The sequence below is a fragment of the Cellvibrio sp. ARAG 10.3 genome, assembly GCF_051846955.1.
Taxonomy (GTDB): domain Bacteria; phylum Pseudomonadota; class Gammaproteobacteria; order Pseudomonadales; family Cellvibrionaceae; genus Cellvibrio.
Genome location: NZ_JBPYCU010000012.1, coordinates 111,500 through 138,126, shown reverse-complemented (window position 1 = coordinate 138,126; position 26,627 = coordinate 111,500). Strand labels below are relative to the sequence as shown.

General features: G+C 52.2%; 16 protein-coding genes. 6 read left to right on the top strand and 10 right to left on the bottom strand.

The annotated features are described in order from the left end of the window. The first annotated feature begins 92 nt into the window (after positions 1-92). From ACSV5M_RS15445 to ACSV5M_RS15420, 6 genes are all read left to right on the top strand, one after another. Complete coding sequence (locus tag ACSV5M_RS15445) at positions 93-1,259, top strand: sensor histidine kinase (RefSeq protein WP_439177150.1); 1,167 nt, start codon at positions 93-95, stop codon at positions 1,257-1,259. Between the two features lie 8 nt (positions 1,260-1,267). Further along, entirely contained in the window at positions 1,268-2,083 is an 816-nt protein-coding gene (locus tag ACSV5M_RS15440; protein WP_439177149.1) for a LytR/AlgR family response regulator transcription factor, read from the top strand. Between the two features lie 370 nt (positions 2,084-2,453). Further along, positions 2,454-6,758, top strand: coding sequence for a glycosyl hydrolase (locus ACSV5M_RS15435; RefSeq protein ID WP_439177147.1), 4,305 nt, complete (start codon positions 2,454-2,456; stop codon positions 6,756-6,758). Between the two features lie 473 nt (positions 6,759-7,231). Next, positions 7,232-8,824, top strand: coding sequence for a response regulator (locus ACSV5M_RS15430; RefSeq protein ID WP_439177145.1), 1,593 nt, complete (start codon positions 7,232-7,234; stop codon positions 8,822-8,824). Then, positions 8,821-12,399: a response regulator gene (locus ACSV5M_RS15425; RefSeq protein WP_439177143.1), complete on the top strand. Its 3,579-nt coding sequence runs from the start codon at positions 8,821-8,823 to the stop codon at positions 12,397-12,399. The genes ACSV5M_RS15430 and ACSV5M_RS15425 overlap by 4 nt, the downstream gene beginning before the upstream one ends. Beyond that, the gene (locus ACSV5M_RS15420) at positions 12,386-13,234 is read left to right on the top strand and encodes a CheR family methyltransferase (RefSeq protein ID WP_439177141.1); all 849 of its coding nucleotides are present in this window, start codon (positions 12,386-12,388) and stop codon (positions 13,232-13,234) included. Before ACSV5M_RS15425 ends, ACSV5M_RS15420 begins: the two co-directional genes overlap by 14 nt. A 12-nt stretch (positions 13,235-13,246) precedes the next feature. Here the strand turns inward: ACSV5M_RS15420 and ACSV5M_RS15415 are convergent, their stop codons facing one another. The 10 genes from ACSV5M_RS15415 to ACSV5M_RS15370 all read right to left on the bottom strand — a co-directional run bounded on the left by ACSV5M_RS15415 (position 13,247) and on the right by ACSV5M_RS15370 (position 26,622). After that, complete coding sequence (locus ACSV5M_RS15415; RefSeq protein ID WP_439177140.1) at positions 13,247-15,280, bottom strand: hybrid sensor histidine kinase/response regulator; 2,034 nt, start codon at positions 15,278-15,280, stop codon at positions 13,247-13,249. A gap of 634 nt (positions 15,281-15,914) precedes the next feature. Continuing rightward, the gene (locus tag ACSV5M_RS15410) at positions 15,915-16,466 is read right to left on the bottom strand and encodes a DUF3617 domain-containing protein (protein WP_439177139.1); all 552 of its coding nucleotides are present in this window, start codon (positions 16,464-16,466) and stop codon (positions 15,915-15,917) included. Between the two features lie 256 nt (positions 16,467-16,722). Beyond that, positions 16,723-19,911, bottom strand: coding sequence for a glycoside hydrolase family 3 N-terminal domain-containing protein (locus ACSV5M_RS15405; protein WP_439177137.1), 3,189 nt, complete (start codon positions 19,909-19,911; stop codon positions 16,723-16,725). A gap of 456 nt (positions 19,912-20,367) precedes the next feature. Next, a complete protein-coding gene (locus tag ACSV5M_RS15400) occupies positions 20,368-21,210 on the bottom strand; it encodes a fumarylacetoacetate hydrolase family protein (protein WP_439177136.1) in 843 nt (280 codons plus the stop codon). A 72-nt stretch (positions 21,211-21,282) separates the two neighbouring features. Then, positions 21,283-22,011 carry an SDR family oxidoreductase gene (locus ACSV5M_RS15395; protein ID WP_439177135.1) on the bottom strand — a complete coding sequence of 243 codons (729 nt, stop codon included), beginning with the start codon at positions 22,009-22,011 and terminating at the stop codon, positions 21,283-21,285. A gap of 26 nt (positions 22,012-22,037) precedes the next feature. Beyond that, positions 22,038-23,255: a UxaA family hydrolase gene (locus tag ACSV5M_RS15390; protein WP_439177134.1), complete on the bottom strand. Its 1,218-nt coding sequence runs from the start codon at positions 23,253-23,255 to the stop codon at positions 22,038-22,040. After that, positions 23,255-23,587: a UxaA family hydrolase gene (locus ACSV5M_RS15385; RefSeq protein ID WP_439177132.1), complete on the bottom strand. Its 333-nt coding sequence runs from the start codon at positions 23,585-23,587 to the stop codon at positions 23,255-23,257. Before ACSV5M_RS15385 ends, ACSV5M_RS15390 begins: the two co-directional genes overlap by 1 nt. Further along, entirely contained in the window at positions 23,584-24,639 is a 1,056-nt protein-coding gene (locus ACSV5M_RS15380) for an aldo/keto reductase (RefSeq protein WP_439177130.1), read from the bottom strand. Before ACSV5M_RS15380 ends, ACSV5M_RS15385 begins: the two co-directional genes overlap by 4 nt. A 199-nt stretch (positions 24,640-24,838) precedes the next feature. Next, complete coding sequence (locus ACSV5M_RS15375; protein ID WP_439177129.1) at positions 24,839-25,645, bottom strand: IclR family transcriptional regulator; 807 nt, start codon at positions 25,643-25,645, stop codon at positions 24,839-24,841. A 131-nt stretch (positions 25,646-25,776) separates the two neighbouring features. Next, positions 25,777-26,622: an amidohydrolase family protein gene (locus ACSV5M_RS15370; RefSeq protein ID WP_439177127.1), complete on the bottom strand. Its 846-nt coding sequence runs from the start codon at positions 26,620-26,622 to the stop codon at positions 25,777-25,779. Positions 26,623-26,627 lie beyond the last annotated feature (5 nt).

Below are 26,627 nucleotides of genomic sequence, written 5' to 3'. Positions count from 1 at the left end.
AGGACATCACACACGGAGTTCGGGGTAACCTACACTAGAGTTAATAACACAAGACAACGCATCGCGATTGCCATCGGCCGAGAATAATAATCATGCAATCACCCAACCTGCTGAAAACGGTTATGCAGGATCACACCAGTCAATACTGGGTGGGTCAGTTTATCTTTTGGTTTGGCCTCTCTGTTGTTCCTTTTCTGGGCATTGTCTTCTGGTACAACACCACCAAACTGGTTTACGTTGAACATATGTTTTTGCAGGCTGCATTGGGCCTGTTACTGTCCTTTCCCCTGGGATGGTTTTATTCAATCATCTGGAAGCTCGGGCCGATCCTGCGCATGTGTCTGGTGCTGTCCATGGCTGGCGCCGTGGCAGCGCTCTGGACGGCCTTACGCGTGGTGACCTACATCTGGCTAACCGGTGAAGTCAATACCTGGAATGATTTTGGCGGTTGGTATTTCGGTGCGTTTTATATTTTCCTGTGTTGGTCGGCGTTGTATCACGGCATGATTTATTATCGCCTGCTGGAGATTGAACATGCTGAACGTTTAAAAGAAGTGGCCCATACCAAAGAAGAACAAATCAAACGTTTAAAAGCGGAGTCCATCGCGCGTGAAGCACAATTAAAGATGCTGCGCTACCAGATCAACCCCCATTTCTTATTCAACACGCTGCACGCCATTTACGCACTCATTAAACTGAAAGATGAATACCGGGCCTTGGGCATGATCGCCAAATTGGGGAAGTTTCTACGTTATTCCCTGGAGTATGACCCGCAATTACAGGTCAATCTGGAAGATGAAATCAATACCGTGACGCTGTATGTCAATATCGAAAAGGTGCGTTTCTCGGATCGGCTCAGCGTTGAATTCGATATCAGCGAGCCAGCAAAGACAGCCAGGGTTCCCAGCCTGTTACTGCAACCGCTGATTGAAAATGCTATCAAATACGCAATCGCTACCCGTGAAGAAGGCGGACAAATCCGTATCAAGGCAAGTGTTGAACATGGCGAACTCTTGCTGGATGTCATTGATAACGGCCCCGGTTTGGCCGGAGCAAAACCCGCGCCGGGCCAAACCACTGGCGTTGGCTTGCGCAACACGCGTGAACGTTTACAAACGCTTTATGGTGATCAGCATCAATTTCAGATCAAGGAGACACAACCAAGCGGTGTGCATATCAGTATTCGCATTCCCTACGAAAGCGTCGTGTCTGATGTGCCGGATAATACCAATAAAAAAACCTACAACTTTACCGGGTAAATTAGGCCATGATGAAACTCAGAACCATTATTGTGGATGATGAACCGCTGGCGCTTAGTGTGCTAAAAACCTGCCTGGAAGATTTTCCGGAAATTGAGATCATTGCAGAGTGTCGCAATGGCCGGGAAGCTATCGATAAAACCCTGGAGCTCTCGCCGGATTTGATGTTCCTCGACATTCAAATGCCGGGCAAAAACGGTTTTGAAGTAATCAAGGCATTGCAAAACGATGTGATGCCGATGATCGTATTTATCACCACCTATCAACAATATGCACTGGATGCGTTTGATCTGCACGCCGTGGATTACATTCCCAAGCCGCTCGACGAGGAGCGCCTCGCCCGTGCAGTGCAACGCGCGCTGGATCGTTATCAGGGCACACAGATCAGCGGCCATAATAAACAACCTTTGATCGGCGCCATTGATGCCGTGGTGAAAAAATTATCCGGCAATGCCGATGCACAAACAGAGATAACATCGCCCAGTCTCGACAACATTGCGCGCAAAATAATTGTGCGCGACGCCGGTTCGGCAGTGGTGATTCCTGAAGCCGACATCGACTGGATTGATGCCGCCGGAGATTACATGTGTATTCATGCCAAGGATACGACCCACATCATGCGCAGCACGGTGAAGGAATTGGTGAACATGCTTGATGGTCAGGTGTTTAAACGCATCCATCGTTCAACGATTGTGAACATTGAGCGCATCCAAACAATTCAATCCCTCAGCAAGGGGGACTATGTGGTGTTATTGACCTGTGGCGAGCGGTTGAAAGTGAGCCGTAATTATAACGAGGCGGTTCGGGCGTTTTTGCATAAGTGACAAGGCGTTAAATAATGCCTTATTGGTATTGAACCAGATCGTGTCGGATTACGCCTTTGGCTAATCCGACCTACTTCACAATTTCCTGCTTGTCCATCCAGCTTATCGTGTGCTGAGACCGCCTTGTCTGATGCCGGTTGTCCTCGCCCACCGCACTTGGGATGCTATAGGCTGCGGTAAACATTCCTTACCCGAGAACAACATAATAAATGGCTTTGCGGGCGCGGTTATTCAGACGCGATTCCAACTGTGTCCATACCCCACGGAAGACGGTTCCCAATAACGATAATCAGAGAGCTGGCAAGTTCCGATTCTTATCCTGACGCTGTATTTCCTATAACGAAAAATTTACCCATGCAGGAAGAAAACCATGAAAATTCCTAATCGGCCTTTCTTACCGACGCTGCTGGCGGGCCTGTGTCTAAGCTGGTCAGCAACCTCCACAGCCCAATCCACATTGATCTGGTCGGATGAATTCGAAGGCGACCGCATTGACCGCTCCACCTGGACCTTCACCACCGGCGGCAGCGGTAACGGCAACGGTGAATTGCAGTTTTACACCGCCGCCAGCGAAAACGCTTACCTTGACGATGGCAAGCTGGTGATCGAAGCACGCCGCGAACAGATGGAAGGCAAAGAATTTACCTCCGCCCGTTTGCATACCAATGGCCGCATGGCGTTCAAATACGGCACCATCGAAGCGCGCATCAAATTGCCGCGCCTGGACAATGGTTTGTGGCCCGCCTTCTGGATGCTGGGCAACAACTTCGGCATCGATGGTTGGCCCAAGTCCGGCGAGTGGGACATCCTCGAAGCTGGCTATAAATCCGCGATTGATGACGGCACCGTGAATAATGCTGTATCCGGCGCGATGCACTGGTGGCACGAAACCGGCACCTGGAGCGATTGGCTGCAAGCTGATGCAGCCAACGATGTGGTATTGCCGTTCAACCTCTACGACGATTACCACAACTATCGCCTGGAATGGACACCCACCGAAGTGCGCATGTCCGTCGACGACACCACTTTCTTCACCATGGATATTACCGACCCCAACATGTCGGAATTCCGCACCGACCCGGCCCATATTATTTTGAATCTTGCAGTGGGTGGCTGGAATTTTGTGGAGATTACCGATCCCGCGCAAATCACCGCACCCTTCCCCGCGAAGATGATGGTGGAATACGTTCGCTTATACGAGAACGAATACACCGAATTGCATCTGGCGGAAGACGACCTGCCCAGTGGCAACTTCGGTATCTCCACCGAAACCACACCGGTGTTAAGTGAACTTAACTGGGGCGACCGCACCAACCTGTATATCTGGAACAACATGACCACTGTGGCCACCACGCCCTCGGAAGGTAGTTCGGCACTGGCTTATCAGATCCAGCCGGGTGACTGGTGGGGTATGGGCTTGCTGCACAAGGATTACAACATGCGCAACTATGTGCATGGTTATTTGCATCTCGATATCAAAACCGCCTCCACCAGTAACTTCAGCATCGGCATGGCCAGTACTTCCGGCGGCGACGCCAGTATTGAATTTGCCGAAGGCAGCGAGCAATACGGTTTGGTACGCGATGGCGAATGGCACCATGTAGCGATTCCGTTGAGCAAATTCGGCGGCGTGGATTTTGAAACGGTGAAAACTTTTTTCAGTATTTCCGGCCCGGCGCCGAGTGCGGTAATGGAAATCGCCATCGACAATATTTATTTGTCTGAAAGCATTGAGTTGCCCGCACCGGAATTCGGCAACTTCGGCATCTACACCGAAAATCCGGCGCACCGCGACGCAGGTGATTTCGGTTTCGGCGTAAACGGTGATTTGTTCCTGTGGGACGATACTCTTACTTTGGAAACCGGCAATGTATTGGAAGGCAACGCTTCACTGAATTTGAAATCCACCGGCAAGGGCTGGTACGGCATGGGCTTGACCGCGCGCGAAGGTTTTAACTTAACCGCCTTTGATAATCCTGACGGCAAATTGCATTTCTCTTTGAAGACCACCGACCAGGGTGACTTCCAGATCGGTATCAAAAGTGGCAACGTCAACGTGATTGGCCAGAAGTGGATTTATTTCAAAGCGGGTAATGACCCTTACGGTTTTGCGCGCGACGGCCAGTGGCATGAGATTGTGATTCCGGTGGCCGAACTGGCCAAAGATATTGACCTGTTTGATGTACGCCAATTGCTGCAAGTGTTGGGAACGGGCGAAATTACCAGCATCGCTATCGATGATGTTTACCTCTCCGGCGGTCAGGCGGCCAAAGATCCCGGCCACAATGGCCCGGTGGTTAATCGCGCGCCGACCGCTGCAGTAAAACCATCCGTTATGGGCGGCCCTGCCGGACTTACCGTCGATTTCGATGGCAGTAAATCCAATGACGTCAACGGCGATGCACTAACCTACAGCTGGGACTTTGGTGACGGCACCACCGGCAGCGGCGCTAATGCGTCACACACCTATGCGGACGAAGGTACCTACACCGTAACGCTGACTGTCAGCGACGGCGAGCTGAGTGCAAGCGCTAAAACCTTTATCTTCGTGGATGCCGATTACGGTCAAACCAAAAGCGACAAACGCGGTTTGGGTTATGGCCATCATTCCGTAGAAGATTTTGAAGTGATCTCCAAAGGCATCAGCTGGTGGTACAACTGGAGCCATCGTCCGGATGTGATGATTGAAGATGTTCTCGACAACTACGGCGTGGAATTTGCGCCCATGGCATGGAACGGTGCGTTCAATGACCAAGCCATGCGCGATTACATTGCCAGCAACCCGAACGTGAAATATATCCTCGCGTTCAACGAGCCAAACTTTATCGATCAAGCCAATATGACGCCCTCGCAAGCCGCCGCTGAGTGGTATCGCCTGGAAGCGATTGCCGATGAGTTCGATTTAAAGATTGTCAGCGTGGCGATGAATTTCTGCGGTAATTGCGTTACTGAAAATGGCACCACCTACTACGACCCGATTGATTACTTCGACGATTTCTTTGCGGTGTGTCCGGACTGCCGCGTGGATGCAATTTCGATTCACGCCTACATGGAAGATGTCGGCGGTGTGGAGTGGTACGTGAATTTGTTCAAGAAATACAACCGCCCCATTTGGATGACGGAATTCTCAGCCTGGAATGACACCACCACGCTGGAAGATCAAAAGCGCTTCCTGATTCAAACGGTGGATTATTTCGAAAACGATGACGACGTCGAGCGCTACGCCTGGTTTACCGGTCGCCGTAACGGCCACCCTTACAACGGCTTGTTCGACTATCGTCAGTCCGGTGTTCTCAATGAGCTGGGGAGCATTTATGTGAACATGCCGGTCCACGGTGATGAGAGTGTGCATAACTTGCCGTCCCGCGTTGAAGCAGAAAACTATGCAACCATGAGCGGTATTCGCCTGGAGCAAACCACCGATGCCAATGGTTTCCTGAGTGTTACTGAGGCCGAAGCGGGCGATTGGATTGAGTACAACATTGTCAGCAGCGCCAGCGCTTATGAAGTGGCCGCGCGCGTAACCAGTGACGTGGGCGGCACGATTGATGTGCTCGTCGACGGCCAGCAAATTGCCACTATCGATGTGGCTGCCACCGCCGATCTGCAAACCTGGGAGACCGTCAACGCAACACTGAACCTAGCTGCCGGCTCACACAAACTGCGTCTGGTATTTAACAGCGCAATTCAGTTGAACTGGTTGGACTTGGCCACCGGCAACGATGACGACGATGATGAAGAGCCAACACCCACCGGTAACCTCGCCCTGGACCGCCCGGTGTTTACCTCATCCAGCGAAGCCGGTGCCATGTCCGGTGCACAAGCGGTGGATGGCAATACCAACACCCGTTGGGCAAGTGGCTGGAGTGACGCTGAGTGGATCTATGTCGACCTGGGTGCGAGCTACAACCTGACGCGCGTGGTGCTGAATTGGGAAGCGGCTTACGGTCGTGATTATCAATTGCAGGTGTCTGATGATGCATCGCAGTGGACCACGGTGAAAACCGTCACCGGCGGCACCGGCGGTGTGGATTCCCAGGATATCGCCGGTTCCGGTCGTTACCTGCGCATGCTCGGTAATGTGCGCGGCACGGGTTACGGATATTCCTTGTGGGAGCTGGAGGTTTACGGCACCACGACTACTGGCAGTTCAAGCTCTTCCGTTGCGTCAAGCGTAGCGAGCAGTTCTTCCAGCAGTTCCAGTGTGGTGAGTTCATCCAGCTCGTCCATCGTGTCGAGTGTGTCGAGCAGCCTGGTGTCCAGTTCCAGCAGTCAGTCCAGTTCGGTGGTGAGCGGCGGCAATCTGGCGTTAAGCCAACCGGTTGTAGCCTCCTCCACCGAGGGCGGTGTCTGGGCAGCAACTTATGCCGTGGATGGCAACGCGGGTACGCGTTGGTCGAGCGAGTTCAGCGATAACCAGTGGATTTATGTGGACCTGGGTTCAAGCCGCTCGATCATGGGTGTGGTGCTGAATTGGGAAGGCGCGTTTGGTCGCGGCTACGAGATTCAGGTGTCCGATGATGCAAACCAATGGACGACGGTGCATTCCGAGGCGAATGGCGATGGCGGGATTGATGATATTCCGGTGTCGGCGAACGGTCGGTATGTGCGGATGTTGGGCACGCAACGGGGAACGGGTTACGGTTATTCCTTGTGGGAGTTTGAGGTTTATTAATTCATGGCTTGGCCTCGTCGGTAGTTCGGTTAGCCTCGTGTGACCGGCCCGACGATTTTTCTTCGACAGCGCTTCTTCGGCGAACTCTGTAAGGAGTTAGTCGAAGAAGGCTGTCGAGGATCTTTTTCAATTCATACCCGTAGGTCGGATTAGGCGCATACGCGCCGTAATCCGACAGCTTGTTCAGAGAATACATCGGATTACGCCTTTGGCTAATCCGACCTACTGTTTTGTTTCTTGCAGGTTGTGTGACAAAGCGTACATAGCCAGCATAAGGCATCTGATAACATTTTCTGCCGCTTAATTTGCCCGCCGAGCGTTGCTTAAAAACCAACCTGTTTGTGATGCTCTTCCAGCGTAACCTGGCCCTTTTTTTGTAAATCAAGTGGATTCTCGTGCTAATATCGCGCGAACTTTGCGCTGTATCAAAATTCTACCTAACAGTAAAACCTGAACTGCCTGTATTAATTTCTATGATTCTGATAGTTGATGATAACCAGGAAAATGTCTTTTCCTTACAAGCGCTGCTTGAGCTGAATAATTTTCGCGTGCATGCGGCATCTTCCGGCGAAGAAGCGCTGAAGCTGATCCTGAAGAACCCTTCCAGTTACGCCTTGATTATCCTTGATGTGCAAATGCCGGAAATGGACGGTTTTGAGGTTGCCGAAACTATCTTGAGTTACAGCAAAACCAAAGATATTCCCATTATTTTTCTCTCGGCGGTTAACACCCACAAAAAATACATCGCCAAGGGTTACGCCTCGGGTGCCGTGGATTACATCACCAAACCGGTTGATGCGGATATCCTGCTATTAAAAATCAAAACCTTTTACAAGCTGTCGGAGCGAAAGCGGCAGTTAATCGAAAAAGATAATTTCCTGCGCGAAGAGATTGAGTTTCGCCGGCAGGCAGAAAATGCACTTGAGCAAAAGGTGGAGGAGCTCAAGTCTACCCTGGAATCACTGCCGCATATGGCATTTACCACCTGCCAGGATGGGGGGATTGAGTTCGTCAACCACCTCTGGTTTAACTACAGCGAGCAGGCCGATCAATTTCCCGAAGCGGATAATTTCGCCATCGCTGCGCATATCAAACATACCATTGCCTCAGGCAAACAAAGTGTGCAGGAAATTCGCCTGAAGTTACCGGCTGGTGCAGACTACCGCTTTCACGTGCTCTATTTCACACCGGTCATTAAAGATGAAAAAATTGTGCGCTGGGTGGGTATCTTTACCGATATCCACGAGCAAAAACTCATGTCGCAAACCCTTGAGAGAAAAGTGGAAGAGCGCACCCGCGAGCTAATTGAAATTAATAGGAAGCTCGAGGCCAGCAACACCGAACTGCAAAAGTTTGCCTTTATTGCCTCCCACGATTTACAGGAACCCTTGCGCAAGATCCAGATCTTCAGCGATATGATAATCAAGCGCTATATCAACGATTCGTTCAACAGTACCAAACTGTTGCAGAAGATTACTGAATCCGCAGCCAAGATGAGTACCCTGATCAGAAACGTCCTTGAATATTCACGCCTGCCCGACAAGAACTTCTACGAAACCCTTGACCTTAATGCGGTCATCAATGACCTGTTGCAGGACTTTGAATGGGAAATAAAATCGCGTGGCGCCAGGGTTCATCTGGGCCAGTTTCCTCACATGGAAGCTATCCCGGGCCAGATGCGCCAGGTCTTCCAGAACCTGCTGACCAATTCGCTCAAATTTTCCCAGGAGACCCAACATCCGGAAATCGCTATCACCTCAGAGCTGGTCAAGGAAAAGTCATTCACGGCGGCGCAAGATGACCACGGCCAATTCTGCCGTATCACCTTTCAAGACAACGGCATTGGTTTTGATCAGAAATTCTCTGACAAGATCTTTGAGATATTCCAGCGCCTGAACCAACGTGAAGGTACGCAGGGCACTGGTATCGGGTTGGCTATTGTCAAAAAAGTCATCGATACCCACAACGGTATTATCACAGTAGAAAGCAACGAGAATCAGGGAGCCAGATTTATCATGGTTCTGCCCATCAAACAATCCGCCAAACGTGTCGACGATAAATCATGAAAAAATACACAAGCAACCTGCTTATCGGTTTTGGTATATCACTGCTGGTGCTGTTTATCAGCTCGACCGCTTCGTTCATCAGCATCAATAACCTGCTGACAAGTGTCCATTGGGTTAATCACTCTAACAAGATCATCATTGATGCGGAAGAAATATTGGCGGCCTTGCGCGAGGCGGAAGCGGGACAGCGGGGCTACCTGTTGACGGGCGACCCGGAGTTCCTCGAGTTTTTTAAATACTCCCAAAGCAGCACGCGTGACGCACTGGACCTGCTTAATGAATTGACGGTGGACAATCCGGTACAACAGGAATCTGTCGAAACCTTGCGGGCTCACATCGAAAACCGCCTGGTTTTGCTTAACCAATTGGTTACTCACAAAGACACAACCGGCAGGATTGATACCGAGGGTCTGGCCAAGGGTAAGCAATTGATGGACAAGGTTGAACAAACCTTGTCGACCATTAAACAGCATGAAACCGAGTTGTTGGCAGGCCGTGTTGCGGATATGAATGGCTCAGCCAGATACACCACCGTCCTGATTGTTATTGCTGCGCTGATTGCCTTGCTTATCACCACCCTGTTTTATGTGCGCATCAGAAATGATTTTGCCCAACGGGCCTTGTTGCAAAAAGAACTGGAACGCAAGGATAAGGACATTGGCGAACGCATTGAGATTATCAAGAGCGTTGCTGATCGCATCGCCCTGGGCAACTACACGATTCGGGTCGACAGCCAGCAATCCGATTCTCTCGGCAACGTCGCCGTATCGCTCAATAAAATGGCAGCATCACTGGAACAGTCATTTCAGATCCTGTCCGATAAAGAGTGGGCGCAAAGTGGGATGGCGTCACTGAATGATGTCATGATCGGCGAACACAACATCGAAAAACTGTGCGAAAGCATTATTGAGTTTATAGCCGCTTTCATCAATGCCCACGCCGGCGCTGTGTATATTCTCGATCACGAAGAACTGCGCTTTTTTGCCGGCTACGCCTATTCCGCCGACCCGGCCCGAGGCCGTTTTAAACTGGGCGAAGGGGTTATCGGTCAGGCGGTGGCCACCAATCGCATGATGGAATTGAAAGATATTCCGCCGGAAAGTATCTATATCAAGTTCAGCCTGGGTGAAGCACTGCCCAGGCATCTCGTCGCCATTCCGATTATGGACGGACATACCATCAAGGGCGCGATTGAGCTGGCGTCCCTGGATCAGTTTAGTGAGCGCGAAATAGAATTTTTGAAAAACGCTGTCCATAACGTCGGCATTGCTATCTCTGCTGCACAGAATCGCCGCCGCTTGCAAGAGTTGCTCGACGAAACCCAATCACAAGCGGAAGAACTGCAGGCACAACACACCGAGCTGGAAAATATCAACAGCGAGCTGGAGATGCAGGCCGAGAAGCTGCAAGCCTCGGAAGAAGAGCTGCGAGCACAACAGGATGAATTGCACTTTGCCAATCAGACGTTGGAAGAACGCAGCCTGTTACTGGAAGAGCGAAACCAGGTTATCTCTGCCAGAAATATCGAGATTCAGGAAAAAGCCGAGGCCCTGGCGCAAAGTATGCGTTACAAATCGGAATTCCTCGCCAACATGTCCCACGAGTTGCGCACACCACTGAACTCAATCCTGCTGTTGTCGCGCTTGATGTCCGAAACCAACAACCATAACCTGACCAGCGACCAGATTGAATATGCCCGTGTGATTGAAACTTCCGGGCAAGGTTTGTTGACACTCATTGATGAGATTCTCGACTTGTCGAAGATCGAATCCGGCAAGATGGAACTGGAATATCAATGGGTGCCCATCGCCGAGATTGTGAATGACATTAAATCCCTGTTCACACCCGTGGCACTCGGCAAGAACCTGGAATTCAAGGTACAGGTGTCGCCGGATCTACCAGAAGCTATCGAGACCGATAAGCTGCGCCTGGAACAAATTATTCGTAACCTGGTATCCAATGCACTTAAATTTACAGCCGAGGGTTATGTCAGTCTGACGGTGACACCGGTGGCCAAGGATACACGCCTGCTGGATATCATCGTAAAAGACACCGGCATCGGTATTCCCAAAGACAAACAGGATCTGGTATTTGAAGCTTTCCAACAGGCTGACGGATCAACCCAGCGCAAATATGGTGGTACCGGTTTGGGGCTTTCCATCAGCCGCGAACTGGTGAAATTATTGGGTGGTGAGATTCGTCTGGTCAGTGAAGTCAATGCGGGCAGCGAATTTACACTTCGTATCCCCTTGTGCAAAAACAATGTTGCGTTACCGCAACCGACACCGGCAGCCCCTCCTGAACCAGCACCCGCCGAAGTGACCCGCAAGAAATTTATCAGCACCGATGTTCCCCGTGGCATTCCCGATGACCGGGCGCATATCGGCCGTGCCGACAAAGTGATTCTGATCGTTGAAGATGATATTAATTTTGCCAAAGCACTGTTGGAATACACGCGCGAAAAAGGCTACAAGGGCATCGTGGCGGTGCGCGGCGACGAAGGGCTGGAACTGGCAAAAGAATTCCTGCCCCTGGGCATCCTCCTCGACATCCAGCTACCGGTGAAAGATGGCTGGGAAGTAATGGAAGAGCTGAAGGCCAATCCGAGCACGCGTCATATTCCGGTGCATATTATGTCGGTGCACCAGTTTAAAAATGAAAGTTTGTTAAAAGGCGCTGTCGATTTTATTGATAAACCCATTGCCTTTGAAAAGATGCACGATGTCTTTCAGAAGATTGAGTACGTCCTGATGCATCATCCGAAAAAAGTCCTGATTGTTGAGGAAAACACCAAGCACGCTAATGCCCTTGCCTACTTCTTGCAAAAGTTTGATGTGCGCCTCGAAGTCAAGAGCGGCCTTGATGACGCCGTGAGTTCACTCAAACAACAAGATGTCGATTGTGTCGTGCTGGATATGTGCGTTCCCCATGAACGCGCTTATGACACGCTGGAAGAAGTAAAGAAAACACCCGGATTGGAAAACCTGCCGATTATTGTGTTCACCGGCAAGAGTTTATCGTCCAGCGAAGAGGTCAGGATCAAACGCTACGCCGATTCCATTGTGGTGAAAACAGCGCATTCGTTCCGCCGTATCCTTGATGAAGTGTCCCTGTTCCTGCACCTGATGGAGAAAAAGGATGCCGACAACAGTACCAAAAAATCCCGCCAGCACACCCTGACCCTGGACGAGGTTCTGGAAGATAAAACCGTGCTGCTGGTTGACGACGATGTGCGCAATATTTTCTCCCTGACAAAGGTGATGGAAAGCATCAAGATGAACGTCATAACCGCTATCGACGGCAAGGATGCCCTGCAGCAACTGGCAGAGAATCCGCACATCGACATCGTCCTCATGGATATGATGATGCCGGAGATGGACGGTTACGAAACAACCAGGGCGATACGTGATAATCCTGCCTATAATGAATTGCCGATCATCGCCGTTACCGCAAAAGCCATGGTCGGTGACCGCGAAAAGTGCATCCAGGCGGGAGCTTCCGATTACATCACCAAACCCGTCGATATTGACCAACTTTTGTCATTGCTGCGCGTTTGGCTCTATGAAAAACATTGATGGTTTTCATAACCCGCCGGTCGTTCTGGATGATGAACATATCAACATCATCCTGAATGACCTGATTGAGTATCACGGCTACGACTTCCGGGGTTATTCCCGTTCGTCCCTTACCCGCCGGATTTATCGTTTAATGTCGCTGGACAAGTATGCCAGCTTCGCAGAGTTTCGTTTTCGCCTGCGCTACGATGAGGGTTTTCTGAATCGTTTTGTGGAAGAAATTACCGTTAACGTAACCGAAATGTTCCGCGACCCGGAGTTTTATCGCGTTCTTCGCTCAGACATTCTGCCACTAATGGCGACCAAGCCATTAATCCGGATATGGCACGCCGGTTGTTCAACCGGCGAAGAAGTTTACTCCATGGCAATCCTGCTGCGCGAAGCGAACCTTCTGCATAAATCCTTGCTCTATGCCACCGACATCAATCCTGTTGTGCTCGACGTTGCGCGCGAGGGTATTTACCCTTTGACCCAGATGAAAACCTGGTCGGAGAATTATATTCTCGCTGGCGGCAAGCAGGATTTCTCCCGCTATTACACGGCCAATTATGATCGGGCCAAACTCGACAGCACCCTGTCCGAACGCTTTGTTTTATCGACACACAACCTGGTATCTGATCGCTCTTTCAATGAGTTTCAATTGATTCTATGCCGCAATGTGTTGATCTATTTTGATAAGCCATTGCAGGAACAGGTTTTGGCGTTATTTGATGAAAGTCTGGAAAGTCTGGGTTTCCTGGCGCTGGGCACCAAGGAAACGCTGAAATTTTCTGCCGTGGCCAATAAATTCCAGCCGGTGGAACGCGATCAAAAAATCTGGCGCAAGATCGCGTGAGTGAATAAATGCCTAGAGCATGGTTTCGCCGTGTATCTGGACTTTTTCCTCGCGCAGTTTCAAGTCACACAACAAGTCTTCGATATCCTTTAAATTGACCGGCTTCACCAGATGCCCGTCGCACCCTGCCGCCCGTGACTGGGTGCGATCACCCTCCTGGCCCCAACCGGTTACCGCCACGATGGTAATCGCTTTTCCGTTAGTTTGTTCGCGAATCAGACGCGTCGCGTCGTACCCGTTCAGGTTTGGCATGCCCACATCCATCAATACAATATGCGGTGCAAATTCTTTCACGCGCTCCAGGGCTTCAAAACCATCGTGGGCGATACGCACGTCATGGCCTAATAAATTCAGCAGCATCGCCATGGAATCACACGCATCGTGATTGTCGTCAACGATCAGGATGCGTCGTTTCGGTTGATCGGGCGCATGGATATCCTGCACGCGCGGCTCCGGCTGAGCATCCACCACCGCGCTTAATATGGGCAGAGTTACCCGAAAGATGCTGCCTTGATCTGGCCCATCGCTGCTTGCACTGACCCTGCCCTGATGCATCTCCACCAGAGCTTTCACCAGCGCCAACCCGATACCCAGGCCATCCGTGCAATGATCGCTATCACTCGGTACTTGCGAAAACATATCAAAGATATTCGGCAAGGAAGCAGCGGGAATACCGATACCGTTATCGCGCACCTCCACAATCAGTTGATCCCCCTCCGGCTCAGCGATCAGCCAGATCTTTCCGCCCGGTTTGGTATATTTTGCGCTGTTGGATAACAGGTTGCTGAACACCTGTGCCAGGCGCGTTAGGTCAGCATCAAGAAATATCGGTTTGTCCGGCAATGACACGGTCAACGAATGGTTCGCGGCTTCAATAGCCGGACGTGTTGCCTCTACTGCATTGTTGATCACTTCTTGCAACGATACGCGATGTTTTTGCAGATGTAATTTATTGCGATTCATCCGCGAGACATCCAGCAAATCGTCAATCAAACGTACCATATGGGTCAGCTGCCGTTCCATCATCAGACGTACCTGGGACAGCGTCTGCGGATCGTTTTCTGCCAGTTCAAGGATGCGCAAACCATTGCGTACCGGCGCAAGAGGGTTACGCAATTCATGGGCAAGCAATGCAATGAATTCATCTTTCTTTCGGTCGGCTTCGGCCAGTTCTTCTGCACGGCTTTGGAGTTCCTGTTCCATATGTTTGCGTTCCGTCACATCGCGCGTGGTGCCGGCAATCGCTTCAATTTCGCCATTGGCACCAAACACCGGAACAAAAATATAATCGTAGATGCGCAAGCCATGGGTACCGATAAACGGCACTTCATCCTGAACCGGACGCCCCGTGGTTAACACCTGGGTTAACTCCCGATCATGCTTGGCGGCATGCCAGGCGGGATAGCCCAACTCGAGACAATTTTTACCGATGGCTTCGTCCCAGGTTTTTCCCCACATGGTCAGCAACGCATCGTTGGCGTAGGTGAATCTGAAATTGAGATCGAAGATATAAACAAAATCAGGAATAGTGGCGAGGATAGTTTCGTACAGACGGCGCAAGCGTTCGGATTCATGTTGGACATGAGCCAATCTGGCTTCGGTTTTTTTTCGTTCAGTAACATCTTTTAAAACATTCACCGCACCCACAATGTTTTGTTGGTCATCGCGGATTACATCAATATTAACGATTACCATCACACGGCTTCCGTCCGGACGTTCAATCATCACGTCCTGATCGCGCACCGGTTCGCCAGTTTTCAACACCTGTGCCATGGGAGTATTCGCATGTGGCAGGGGCGTGCCATCCATCCAGAACAGGCGATACGCACCACAAAAACGTTCACCGGTTTCACCGAGGTGCGGCCGCCTTCCCCAGAGTTCAGCCGCGCGTTCGTTGTAACGCACGATCAAGCCAGAAGGCGCCGCGCAAACATAAACGGCCGCAGGCATCAGGTCGATCAGTTTCGCATCAAGCCGACCCATAGCAGAAGACGAACTCGCATTTACTACAGCATCATTCATTACTTTGGTGTCCGTATACGTCATGGATATTCTCAATGTGCTAGTTAGCGGATTAAGGCCGCGTGAGGCCGTTTCGGTAAGTGACATAACCCACCGAGAGCTATTCAACAATTGCGATGTGCTAATACGTGCATGGGCAAAAGGGTTCAGGCATCTAAATCCTTTTTTGCATTTCGTGATGAATGATGGGATGAGTTATCGATCAATCTCGTCCCGGTAAACGCATTGGAATCTTGAAACAGGTGAGTAAGAAAAATGGCAATTAACCTAAAAAGTATAGACACCTGCACTGAACAAGCAATAAGTATATTAATAGATGGTAACAACAAACGGCGCGTAATTTATAGCCCTATGGCATTAAAAAGTGCATCTGGCATGAATAAATTTTTTCTTTATTGGGAATCGTCGTCATTGATTTTTATTTAATAAAAATTTTTCGGAGAGACGCTTCGCTTGTTGCGATAGATAGGCAGAGCACAAAAGGGGCGAACGTAATAGTTATGCACCAGAATATCTCAGGGGGATTGGCGTTGAAATTCAGAAAGTTAGGTGGCGAGGAGTTTACGCTGGGTTGTTTAGCGCACATTGGCGCTGTTAAGGAAAGAGTTTTGTGAAGTGAATAACATAAAACGTCGGGCCATCCGGCCCGACACGCCTATTACCTGTCGCTGACCGGCTTGATCGCGCCGCAGTCGGCGGATAACCATTTGCCGCTTTGCGTCATTGCCATTTCTTCTGTCTTGCCGTTCACTTGGGTTACAAAACTTGATTTGCCGGTGTAGGCTTTGGGACTGCTGAAGGTAATTTCTCCCGTTCCGCTTGATGGCGGATCACCGGCACAGGTAAATTTAATTTTAAATTTATTCTTCGTTTGTTCGAGGATTTCCTGCTGGCAGTCTTCATCCTGTTGCGGCAGATCGCCGCGATCAATATCTTCTTGCGTAATGCACATCTTGACCGTTGTGCCGTCTTCCCCGATGCCAACACCGTAGGACGCCATCATGGTCTCCATCATCTTGCGCTCTTCCGGCGACATGTTCGCCAGTTGATCTTGCATTTGTTTCATTGCGGCGGCCATTTCGCCGCTCGGGTTGGTCATGGTGAATTTGTGTTCCCATAGGCCCGGGGTCATGTCGATTTTTACAGCCAGGGCGGGCGTGCTGATTGCACATCCAAGTAATAACGCGATGCAGGTTTTATAGGTTTTCATAGTTTCGTCCGTGGTGGTGAGTAGGAGGGTTATGCGGGTGTTGAAGACGATGGATGCTAGTACAGTTTTTTTGCGGGGTAAAGAGGGGATAAAGTGAGAGGTTCGAAATCCGTTTGTCGTTAGGCCTTTGGTTTCGAAAACGCATTAATACATCCCTGTAGCTCCTTCAAGTCATCCCTGACTTGAAGGTTTCGAAACCAAAGGCCTAACGCCAAACTCCCATAGCGACAACGTCACGGTCACCGTTCGGTCAACTCTACTCTTGTAAGAGTTTCACGAGAGTCGGTTCCATGGCTTTGGCCCAGGTGGCGTAGCTGCTTTCATTCAGGTGTAACAAGTCCGGCATAACCTCGCGCGACAGGGTGCCGTCGTTGGCCAGGAAGTGGTCGTTGATGTTCAGGTAGAAAATATGCTGGTTGTCGGCATAAGTTTTGATGATGTCGTTGATGCGGTTGTTGATCTGGCGCATTTCGGCATCGGGTTTTTCTTCGCGCGGGAAGATGCCTAACAGCAGAATTTTTGTGTCGGGCAAGCGGGTGCGCAGTTCTTGTAAAACGGTTTTAATACCGATAGCCGTGTATTGCGGTTGTGCCAGACGGTGTCCGGTGTTGTTGGTGCCGATCATCAATACCGCCACCTTGGGACTAATTCCGTCCACTTCACCGTGCTGCAAACGCCACAGTACATTTTCCGTGCGGTCGCCGCCGTAACCGAGGTTTACCGCGTTGCGGTCGGCATAGTATTTTTCCCATACGGCTTTGCCTTCTTTCTCCCACCCCTGAGTAATGGAGTCACCGATCATCAGCAAGTCCACGTTGCCCTGGCGAATGCGTTGCAATTTTTCCTGGTGACGCGGTTCCCACCAGTCGCGCGCCCAGAATTCGTTGAGCATGGACGGCGTTACCGCAACGGTTTTGTAATCCGGGCAGGTGGCATTGGGCGTGCCGTCTTTCAGGATTTGGACGTTGGCGATGGCCAGTTCGCCGGCACCGCCGGTTTCCAAGGCGAAGGGTAAGGTTACCGCGCTGAAGTCGTCACCGTCCTGTGCAAAACAGGACAGGGGCAGACGGATGGTTTGCCAGCCTTTTCCAGCCATGGCAAAGGCTTGTTCGGTGAAGGGTACTTTGCGTTTGCATTGCTCACCGCATTGCAAACGGAAATTCACACCACCATTGGCCAGCTCAATCACATTCATATCCAGTGATAAAACACCGTTTTTTACATGCTCGCGCAAGTCCAGTGGCTTGCCGCCCTCGAGGGAGAGGCCTGCGCTCCAGGTGTTTTTCCAGGTTAGGGTCAGCGCGTCTTCCTGCACATCTTTATCGCTGGTTCTGATTACCACACTGCCATCAGGCAAAGCCGCATAAGCACCGCTGAGGATCTGGTTGCGCTCATGGTTGTTGAAGAACACATTCCAGGGCTGCAGCGGACGACCCACATAAAATTTAATATCGCCGGCTTTACCGGTAGCCACGCCGGCCACTTTCTCCGGCAATTTATTCGGCCCGGTTTTTCCGGACGCGTAGGTTAAACCATAGCCGTAGGCGAACAGCGGATCATAGTCAGGGTGGTGCGCATTCAGTTGCGCTTGCAGTGGCAACTTCGGCCAGGAGAATGTCAGCGTGCCTTTGAAATCGTGGTTGGGCGAACCGTCCGCCTTGGCAATCAACACATCGGCCACACCCGTACCTTCTGTGCCCGGCAACCAGGCCGCTACAAACGCATCGGACGCGTTCAATTCAGGATTCACCCACAGCGGGCGACCGGAAATAAATACCGACACCACAGGAATATTTTTTTCTTTTAACGATTTCAGCAGCGCCAGATTGGTTTTGGTCACCGGTTCAAATTCCAGCGTGCCCAGATCGCCCTGCCCCTCTGCATAAGGATCTTCACCGAACACCACAATGGCGATATCCGGTTTGGTGGTGTAGTTGCCATCTGCCGACAACACCGCTTTACCGCCGGCCGTTTCAACCGCACTTTTTATGCCGGCATAAATCGATGTTGCACCGGGAAAATTGGCGTTGGTGTTACCGGTACCCTGCCAGCTCACACTCCAACCGCCGGATTGTTTACCGATGTTGTCGGCACCATCACCCGCGACCAACACGGTTTGCTGCGGCTTGATCGGCAACACGCGCTTGTGGTTTTTTAACAGCACCAGACTTTCGCGCACAGCTTGACGGGCAATCGCGCGATGCTCCGGATGGCCGATAATATTCTGGTTGCCGGCCAATGCGCGCTCGGAAGGCTTTTTATCAAATAAACCCGCGCGCACTTTCACCCGCAGGATACGGCGTACTGCATCGTCCAGGCGCGCTGGACTGATCTCGCCGGACTTTACTTGCGCCAGGGTATTGTCATACATCGATTTCCAATCGTAGGGCACCATCACCAGGTCGATACCGGCATTGATCGCTTGTGCGCAGGAATCGTTGGTGCAGCCCGGCACTTGACCGTGACCGTTCCAGTCACCGACCACAAAGCCGTCGAAACCCATGCGCTCTTTTAACACCTCGGTCAATAAATAGCGGTTACCGTGCATCTTCTCACCGTTCCAGGCAGAGAAGCTCGCCATCACACTTTGCACCCCGGCTTCGAGCGCGGCGGGGTAACCGGGATTATGAATATCAATTAATTCCTGTTCACCCATGCGCGCATCACCCTGGTCATCGCCACCAAAGGTGCCGCCATCAGCGAGGAAATGTTTCGCCGTGGCAATCACGCGCTCTTCTTGCAAAAACGCGGGAGAATTTACCTGCCCCTGCAAACCTTCCACCATTGCACGGGCATATTCCCGTACCCGCTGTGGATCTTCAGCATAGCTTTCGTAGGTGCGACCCCAAAAATCATTTTGGGCAACCGCAATCGTCGGCGCAAACACCCATTCAATGCCTGTCGCGCGCACTTCGCGTGCCGTGACTGCGCCTATTTGTCGAATCAATTCAGGATTGTTGGTGGAACCGAGGCCGATGTTGTGCGGAAAAATCGTGGCACCGGTGACGTTGTTGTGGCCGTGCACAGCGTCAGTGCCCCAGATGATCGGAATAGCAACCTTGCCGTCGCTGGTGTCCATGGAAGCAGCGTAAAGTGTGTCAGCAAGTTTTAGCCAGTCCTGCGCCTGGGCATTGGCGATGCGATTGGGCATGGAACCGCCACCATTGAGGACTGAGCCGAGGTGGTATTTTTTGACATCCTCGGGCGTGACGGCCTGGATTTCGCCTTGCATGATCTGGCCGACTTTTTCTTCCAGACTCATGCGGGAAAGGAGTTGTTCGACACGTTGTTCGGTGGCGGCGTCGTTGAGGGGGCTTTCAACTTTGGGCCAGGCGTCGATGCCGAGGTTTTGCGTTACGGGTGGGGTAACGTCCTGGCTGGAGCAGCTGGTCAGGGTGATTAGCAGGGCGCTAAACAACGTTAATTTTAGTGAGGGTTTTTTCATGCTTTTTTACCTTCTTTTTAGATTTTTTAAATAGTGCGAGTGGGTGGGGAGTTGGGTAGAGGGGGGCGAGACACGCCGTGAATACATCCTTGTAGGCTCAACAGCGGCATCCATGCCGCTGATAGTCTCGCCCCCCTCTACCCAACTCCTGCATCACGACTGAGGATTCTTTCGGAAGGTGGTTTTCTATTGACTCACCGGGAATGAAAAAATCGTCGCGGAATTAAATTTAAGAATCTGCTTATTAAAAAGTATCGTTTGTACCAGACAAAACTAAAAGCACAATTAAAAAAACTGAATGCTTTTTTATCACATTAAAAACCAAGGCGGTGCGGGAGTGATCGGTTGTTGCTTGTGAGACTATCACCCGCATGGATGCGGGTGATAAGCCTACAAGGATGTATTCACGGCGTGTCTCACAAGCAACAACCGATCACTCACCCCAATCCCAAATAATCAACAAGCAACAACCACCTGTCTTTGCACCCCCATCCCCTCAATCCCCAATTCCATCACATCCCCGACATTCAAATAAACCGGCGGCTTTTGCCCCAGCCCTACGCCGGGTGGTGTGCCGGTGGAGATGACATCGCCCGGTTGCAAACTCATAAACTGGCTCAGGTAGTGAACCAGAAATGCCGGGCCGAATACCATTTGGTTGGTTGAGCCGTTTTGGAAGGTTTTACCGTTTACCTTTAACCACAAATTCAAATTTAACGGATCAGGCACCTCGTCTTTGGTCACGAGATAAGGGCCAAGCGGGCCGAAGCTGTCGCAGCCTTTGCCTTTGTCCCACTGGCCACCGCGTTCCAACTGGAATTCGCGTTCGGACACATCGTTGATCACACAGTAACCGGCGATGTAATCCATGGCTTCATTTTCTTCTACATAGCTGGCGTGTTTGCCAATGACAATGCCCAATTCGACTTCCCAATCCAGTTTAGTCGAATTGCGCGGTTTGATAACGGGATCGTTAGGGCCGGTGATGGCGCTGGTGGCTTTCATAAAGACCACAGGCTCTGCCGGTACGGCGAGGCCGGATTCGGCGGCGTGGTCGGCGTAGTTGAGACCGATGCAAATAAATTTACCCACCTGGTTTACGCAAGGGCCGAGGCGCGTGGCGCTGTCAACCAGCGGCAGGCTTTGACTATCCAGCGCTGCCAGGCGCGACAAACTCTCGGCAGAGAGGGTTTTACCGGTGATATCGTCGATAACGCCAGAGAGATCGCGCACCTGACCCTGTGCATCGAGCATGCCTGGCCGCTCCTGACCCGGTGTACCAAAACGCAATAATTTCATAACCTGTCTCGCTATAAAAAACAAAAGCCTGAAGTAGGCCGGATTAGCGCCAGCGTAATCAGACAAGAAAAATTAATTACTCCAACCACCATCAATCACATTGATCGTTCCGGTGGTAAAGGCGGATGCATCGCTGGCCAGATACAACGCCAGCTCTGCCATTTCCCGCGCGCTGCCCAAACGCCCCATGGGCTGTCGTGCCACAAAATTTTTGTACGCCGTTTCATAATCGCCGGTGGCGCGCATGCGCTCTTCCAGCGATGGCGTCTGCACGGTGCCGGGGCAAATGGCGTTGCAGCGTATGCCCTGGGTAACAAAATCGGCAGCTACGGCTTTGGTCAGGCCAATCACGGCGGCTTTGGTCATGCCGTAGGCAAACCGGTTGGGCGCGCCTTTGATGGAGCTGGCCACCGACGACATGTTGATGATGGAGCCGTTACCGGTGGTCAACATGCCGGGCAAGAAGGCGCGGATCATGCGGTACATGGAGGTGACATTCAAGTCGAGCGAAAATTGCCAGGCCTGTTCGTCGCAATCGAGGATGGTGCCGTTGTGTACGTAACCGGCACAATTAAATAACACATGTACCGGGCCCAGCGCCTCGCTGAGTGCTTTTATCGCGTCGGGATCAAGCACATTCAATGGCCGGATCTCACAATGTTCCAGCGTCTGTAGTAAATCGATGTTGATATCCGTTGCAATTACCCGCGCGCCTTCGCTGGCAAACAATTCGGCGGCGGCGCGGCCAATACCCTGGGCGGCGGCGGTGATCAGTGCGGTTTTTCCTGCAAGCCGTTTCATTATTTTTTCCCGTGTTTAAACCCTGGTCAGGCAATTTGACGAACCGGCAAACATGCCGGACCAATGGGTTCGAAAGCTTTATAGGTGAGGATAAATTCCTGGTGGCCTAATTCTTCCGACAGGCTACGCGCGCCCGAAGCCACTGAAATCACCTGACCGAGAATTTCGTTCCCCACCTCGTCCAGTGTCGCATCACCTTCCAAAATGCGCCCGGCATTGACATCCATATCGCCTGCCAGGCGGCGATACGTTTCCGGGTTCGCGCAAATTTTTATCACCGGCGAAATTGCCGAGCCCACCACAGAACCGCGCCCCGTCGTGAATAAAATTACGTGGGAACCGCAGGCAATTAATTCAACAATCTCCGCGTTGTCCGAAATATTCGGAAAACCAAAACGCGGTTCGCCGTCGGGTACAACATCAAGCAAATACAAACCGCCGCCGGGTGGTATATCGCCGGGTTTGATCAAACCGCTGATGGGCGACGAGCCGGATTTTGAATAGGCGCCCATGGATTTTTCTTCCAGCGTTGTCAGCCCGCCATCGGCGTTGCCCGGGGCAAAACTGCCAAAGCCCATCACGCGATAATAATGCTCTGCCTTTTCCACGCAGGCCTCGATAGCGGCGCCCAATTCCGGAGTGATCGCGCGATCTGCCATCACCGCTTCACAGCCGATCAACTCGCCGGTTTCTTCAAAGATGCAAGCGGCATCCGCAGCAACCAGTGCATCAAAACATCGGCCTACTGCCGGGTTAGCGGTGATCCCGCTGGTGCCGTCAGAGCCGCCGCAAATGGTGCCCACGATTAATTCGTTCAATGCCATGGGCACGCGTTTTACCTGGGCCGCCTGCGCGCGCAAGCGCGTCACTGCCGCAACACCGGCGTCGATGGTGGCGCGGGTACCGCCCGTTTCCTGAATCACCAATAGTTCCGCAGGGCGACCGCTGGCGCGAATCAATGTGAGTAATTTTTCGCGATTCATGCTTTCGCAACCGAGTGACACCAGCAGCGCGCCACCCACATTGGGATGAGTGCATACCGCACTCATCATGCGAAACGCATACTCATTGGGAAAGCAACCGGGAAAACCAATCAGATGCACATCCATATCATTGGCGAGGGTAACGATGCGGCGGCTCACGTGATGGGCACACTCCACCAGGTAAGCCACCACAATCACATTGCGAATACCTTTGCGGCCGTCCTGCCGCAAATAACCTTGAAACGATACGGCGGTGTTCATCAGTTTTCACTCCGATCTTTATTTTGGTGAGTGCGGGTGTGACTGGGGATGTAATCACTCTGCATGTTGTGCATATGAACATGTGCACCGGGCACAGCAGCGGCGGTCATCGAACCGACCGGCGCGCCGTACTTGAAAATTTTGTCGCCTCTGTGCAGAGCGCGGCGGGCGAGTTTATGGCCGACGTTGATCGCCTCGGTAGTGGTGACGGGTTCGCCGTCAATCACCAACCGGTCGCCCGGTTGGATAGGCGCGACGCAAACCAATACATTGTCGTCCGGGTGCAACAGGATCGCCTGTGCAAACGCCGCCGGCGTATTCAGGTTACTCATAGGGATGCTTCAACCTTGGTTGATGGGATGTGAATCGAAGGGACCGGCGCCAGGTGGTGCAATAAGCCCAATTCGCGTAGCGCCAGCCAGAAATCACCGGGAATGACGTGATTCATCCAGGTGACGGCTTGTCGCACCTGTTGCGGGCTGGCCAGGCCGGCAACCACGGAACAGATTTGTGGATGGGCCGTCGGAAATTGCAGGGCGGCAGCGGCCAGGGGTACATCAAACTCCCGGCAGACCAATTCCAGCTCATGGACCCGCGCCCGAATCGCCGCCGGCGCCGGTTCATAGTTGTAATACACCGGCCCTGCGCCACTCACACCCGAGGCGAGGATGCCGGAATTGAACGGGCCACCCAGGATCACCGACACCCCGCGCCGGGCGCACAAAGGCAGGAAGGTTTCGCAGGCGCCCTGCTCCAGCAAGGTGTAGCGCCCGGCCAGTAAAAATCCATCGACATCGGCATGTTGCAAAGCCTGTTCACACACTTGCCACTCGTTGGCGCCCACCCCGATCGCCCGCACCAGCCCTTGGTCGCGCAGGTTGCGCATAGCCCGATAACCGCCCTCAATAAATTCGCGAAACCGGGCCGGGTGTTGCGCGCCGTGGGTCATCTCGCCCAGATCGTGAGCCAGCAGGAGGTCAACACGTTCGACCTTCAATCGTTCAAGGCTTGCCTCAAAGGAGCGCATCACGCCCTCGTAGCTGTAGTCGAATACCGGCTCCAGCGCCGGGGTGTCAGCAAAGCCGTGTCGCACAGCAGCGGTGGAGTCTGTAGGCACCAGCAGGCGGCCCACCTTGGTGGAGATAGCAATGGTTTCGGCACGTTGTCGCAGCACAGCGCCCAAGCGGGTTTCGCTCAAGCCAAAGCCATAGTGGGGGGCGGTGTCGATATAACGAATTCCCAGCGCTAACGCCTCATCCACCGTCGCTATTGCCTGCTCTTCTGCAACAGCCTGGTAGAGGTTGCCGATAGGCGCAGCGCCAAATCCCAGGAGGGACAGGCTCACGGCAGATTGCCCCAACGGGCGTGTTTGGGTGGAAAGCATGGGCAGCTTCCTTTTTTATAATTAAAAACAAAATTGCCAATAAAAATCATTTTACCCAAGACGACAAAGAAAAGACATATGGTTAATTAGACTTTTTGATGGAAGATTGGGCAAGTTTTGTGAAGAAAGCAAGGGGGGAAAGGGGAGGTTTATTCGAAAAGCGTTGGCTGGCAACCGCGGGACGGTGCCAGCCGGGGCTTTAGCATCCTTCGTCGTTCAGGGCTTCGGCGATCTTGGTTACCGCTACCCGCAAGACATCCAGCACTTGCTCGGCGGTGACTTTCTGCTGCTTGATTGCGATAAACGGCACGATCAGGCTGGCCACTGCACCCTGCATCCCCATGATGGGCATACAGGTGTCGGTTACCCCAGCCACGAACTCGCTGGGTGACTGGATATAACCACGCTCCGCTGCGGCCGCGGACTTGGTCAGGAAAGCATCAATGCGCTCCGGATCATCCCGGGCCGAGTCTTTGAGCTCCGGCAGCCAACTCGCCTGAACTTCCGGCGTCGCCAGACCATACAACAGCAAACCCGAGTTAGTATCGATAAGCCGGCGGCGATAGCCGACACGCACCGAAAATCCCAGGTCGGTCGCACTTTCAATGCGGGCAACCACCACAATCTGATCACCGGAGGGCACCACCAGATGACAGGACTGCCCCACTTCGCGTGACAGTTCCTTCATGGCCGGTAGTGCCGCTTCCAGGAGCGTGCGAGCAGAACCCTGCGCGATACCTAAAGTGAACAACTTGTTGGTGAGCATGTAGCCTTCGCGCCCTTCCGGAGAAGCCACAATGTAGCCGCGATACTCCAGTGCCAACACCATGCGAAACAACTCACTGACGGAGCGGCCCAAGGTTGCCGCCATTTGTGAAGTCGTCATGGGTGAGCCATTGCGAGCCAGCAACTCGAGGATATCAAGTCCTTTTTCCAACGCGGGTGCCCGGTACTTACGTTCATCTTCCGTGGCCGTTTCGGCCAGCTGTTTTTTATGATTTTTCATAGTTTGCGCTTTCAAGTTGGTGAATTGATATATTTTTTATAATGTCTAACCCAAATAGTGTGCGTGACCAAAAGCTAACAGAAGCCTCCTCCAGCAACAAGGTTTGTCGCACACCCGGCCTGAAAATTTCTTCACAGACGATAAAACGTGCGCGCGTTTTCACTGAAAACCTGCCGAGTGACCGATGCGTTTTGCCCCGGAATCAACTGGTGCGCCAGCTCAAACCAGGCCCGGTAATCGGCATAAGCGTGATTGGGCGCTGCATTCACCACCGGCCAATCGCTGCCCCAGATCACACGCTGTGCACCAAAAACGTGAAAGAGGTGTTCAACGTAAGGCTGCAATGCGTCCGCACCCTGCCCGGCATTGGCCTCCGTTAACAGTCCGGATAATTTGCAATAGACCCAGGGCAATTCCGCGAGGCGAGCCATTCCTTCACTCCAGGTGGTGAAGGCTTTTTTGTCATTCTGTGCAATCGGCGGCTTGGCGGCGTGATCAATCACCAGTGGCAGATCCGGCCAATTGCACGCGAATTGATAGATGTACGGCAGGTGACGCGGGAAGATCAAGGCATCGAAGCTCAGTTTTTGTTCTTGCATAACCTGCACCGCTGGCACCAGCTGCGGTTGCAAAATCCAGCGATCATCTGCCAGTCCTTGCAGCATCGGGCGCAGGCCGCGCATTTTTTCACGCTGGGCCAATTGGGCAATGCGTTGTGGGGCCGAGCCAGCAGCCAGATCGACCCAGCCGACCACCGCCAACACAAAATCATGGCGCTCGGCTAGCGCCAATAAATAATCCGTGTCGCGATCACTTGCTTGCGATTGCACCAGCACTGAACCCTGTACACCCACGGCCTTAGCCAGTGGCACGACGTCATCCATCCCGAAATCGCGGTACAAGGGTTTGTCGTCCGGTGTGGGCCAGGTGCAATCGTGTTGACCGATTTGCCAGACGTGATGGTGCGCGTCGATCATATTCT

Excerpts from the sequence above, each read along its gene's own strand:
- ACSV5M_RS15445 (WP_439177150.1), top strand. The coding sequence starts at position 93 with ATGCAATCACCCAACCTGCTGAAAACGGTTATGCAGGATCACACCAGT.
- ACSV5M_RS15440 (WP_439177149.1), top strand. The coding sequence starts at position 1,268 with ATGATGAAACTCAGAACCATTATTGTGGATGATGAACCGCTGGCGCTT.
- ACSV5M_RS15435 (WP_439177147.1), top strand. The coding sequence starts at position 2,454 with ATGAAAATTCCTAATCGGCCTTTCTTACCGACGCTGCTGGCGGGCCTG.
- ACSV5M_RS15430 (WP_439177145.1), top strand. The coding sequence starts at position 7,232 with ATGATTCTGATAGTTGATGATAACCAGGAAAATGTCTTTTCCTTACAA.
- ACSV5M_RS15425 (WP_439177143.1), top strand. The coding sequence starts at position 8,821 with ATGAAAAAATACACAAGCAACCTGCTTATCGGTTTTGGTATATCACTG.
- ACSV5M_RS15420 (WP_439177141.1), top strand. The coding sequence starts at position 12,386 with ATGAAAAACATTGATGGTTTTCATAACCCGCCGGTCGTTCTGGATGAT.
- ACSV5M_RS15415 (WP_439177140.1), bottom strand. The coding sequence starts at position 15,280 with ATGACGTATACGGACACCAAAGTAATGAATGATGCTGTAGTAAATGCG.
- ACSV5M_RS15410 (WP_439177139.1), bottom strand. The coding sequence starts at position 16,466 with ATGAAAACCTATAAAACCTGCATCGCGTTATTACTTGGATGTGCAATC.
- ACSV5M_RS15405 (WP_439177137.1), bottom strand. The coding sequence starts at position 19,911 with ATGAAAAAACCCTCACTAAAATTAACGTTGTTTAGCGCCCTGCTAATC.
- ACSV5M_RS15400 (WP_439177136.1), bottom strand. The coding sequence starts at position 21,210 with ATGAAATTATTGCGTTTTGGTACACCGGGTCAGGAGCGGCCAGGCATG.
- ACSV5M_RS15395 (WP_439177135.1), bottom strand. The coding sequence starts at position 22,011 with ATGAAACGGCTTGCAGGAAAAACCGCACTGATCACCGCCGCCGCCCAG.
- ACSV5M_RS15390 (WP_439177134.1), bottom strand. The coding sequence starts at position 23,255 with ATGAACACCGCCGTATCGTTTCAAGGTTATTTGCGGCAGGACGGCCGC.
- ACSV5M_RS15385 (WP_439177132.1), bottom strand. The coding sequence starts at position 23,587 with ATGAGTAACCTGAATACGCCGGCGGCGTTTGCACAGGCGATCCTGTTG.
- ACSV5M_RS15380 (WP_439177130.1), bottom strand. The coding sequence starts at position 24,639 with ATGCTTTCCACCCAAACACGCCCGTTGGGGCAATCTGCCGTGAGCCTG.
- ACSV5M_RS15375 (WP_439177129.1), bottom strand. The coding sequence starts at position 25,645 with ATGAAAAATCATAAAAAACAGCTGGCCGAAACGGCCACGGAAGATGAA.
- ACSV5M_RS15370 (WP_439177127.1), bottom strand. The coding sequence starts at position 26,622 with ATGATCGACGCGCACCATCACGTCTGGCAAATCGGTCAACACGATTGC.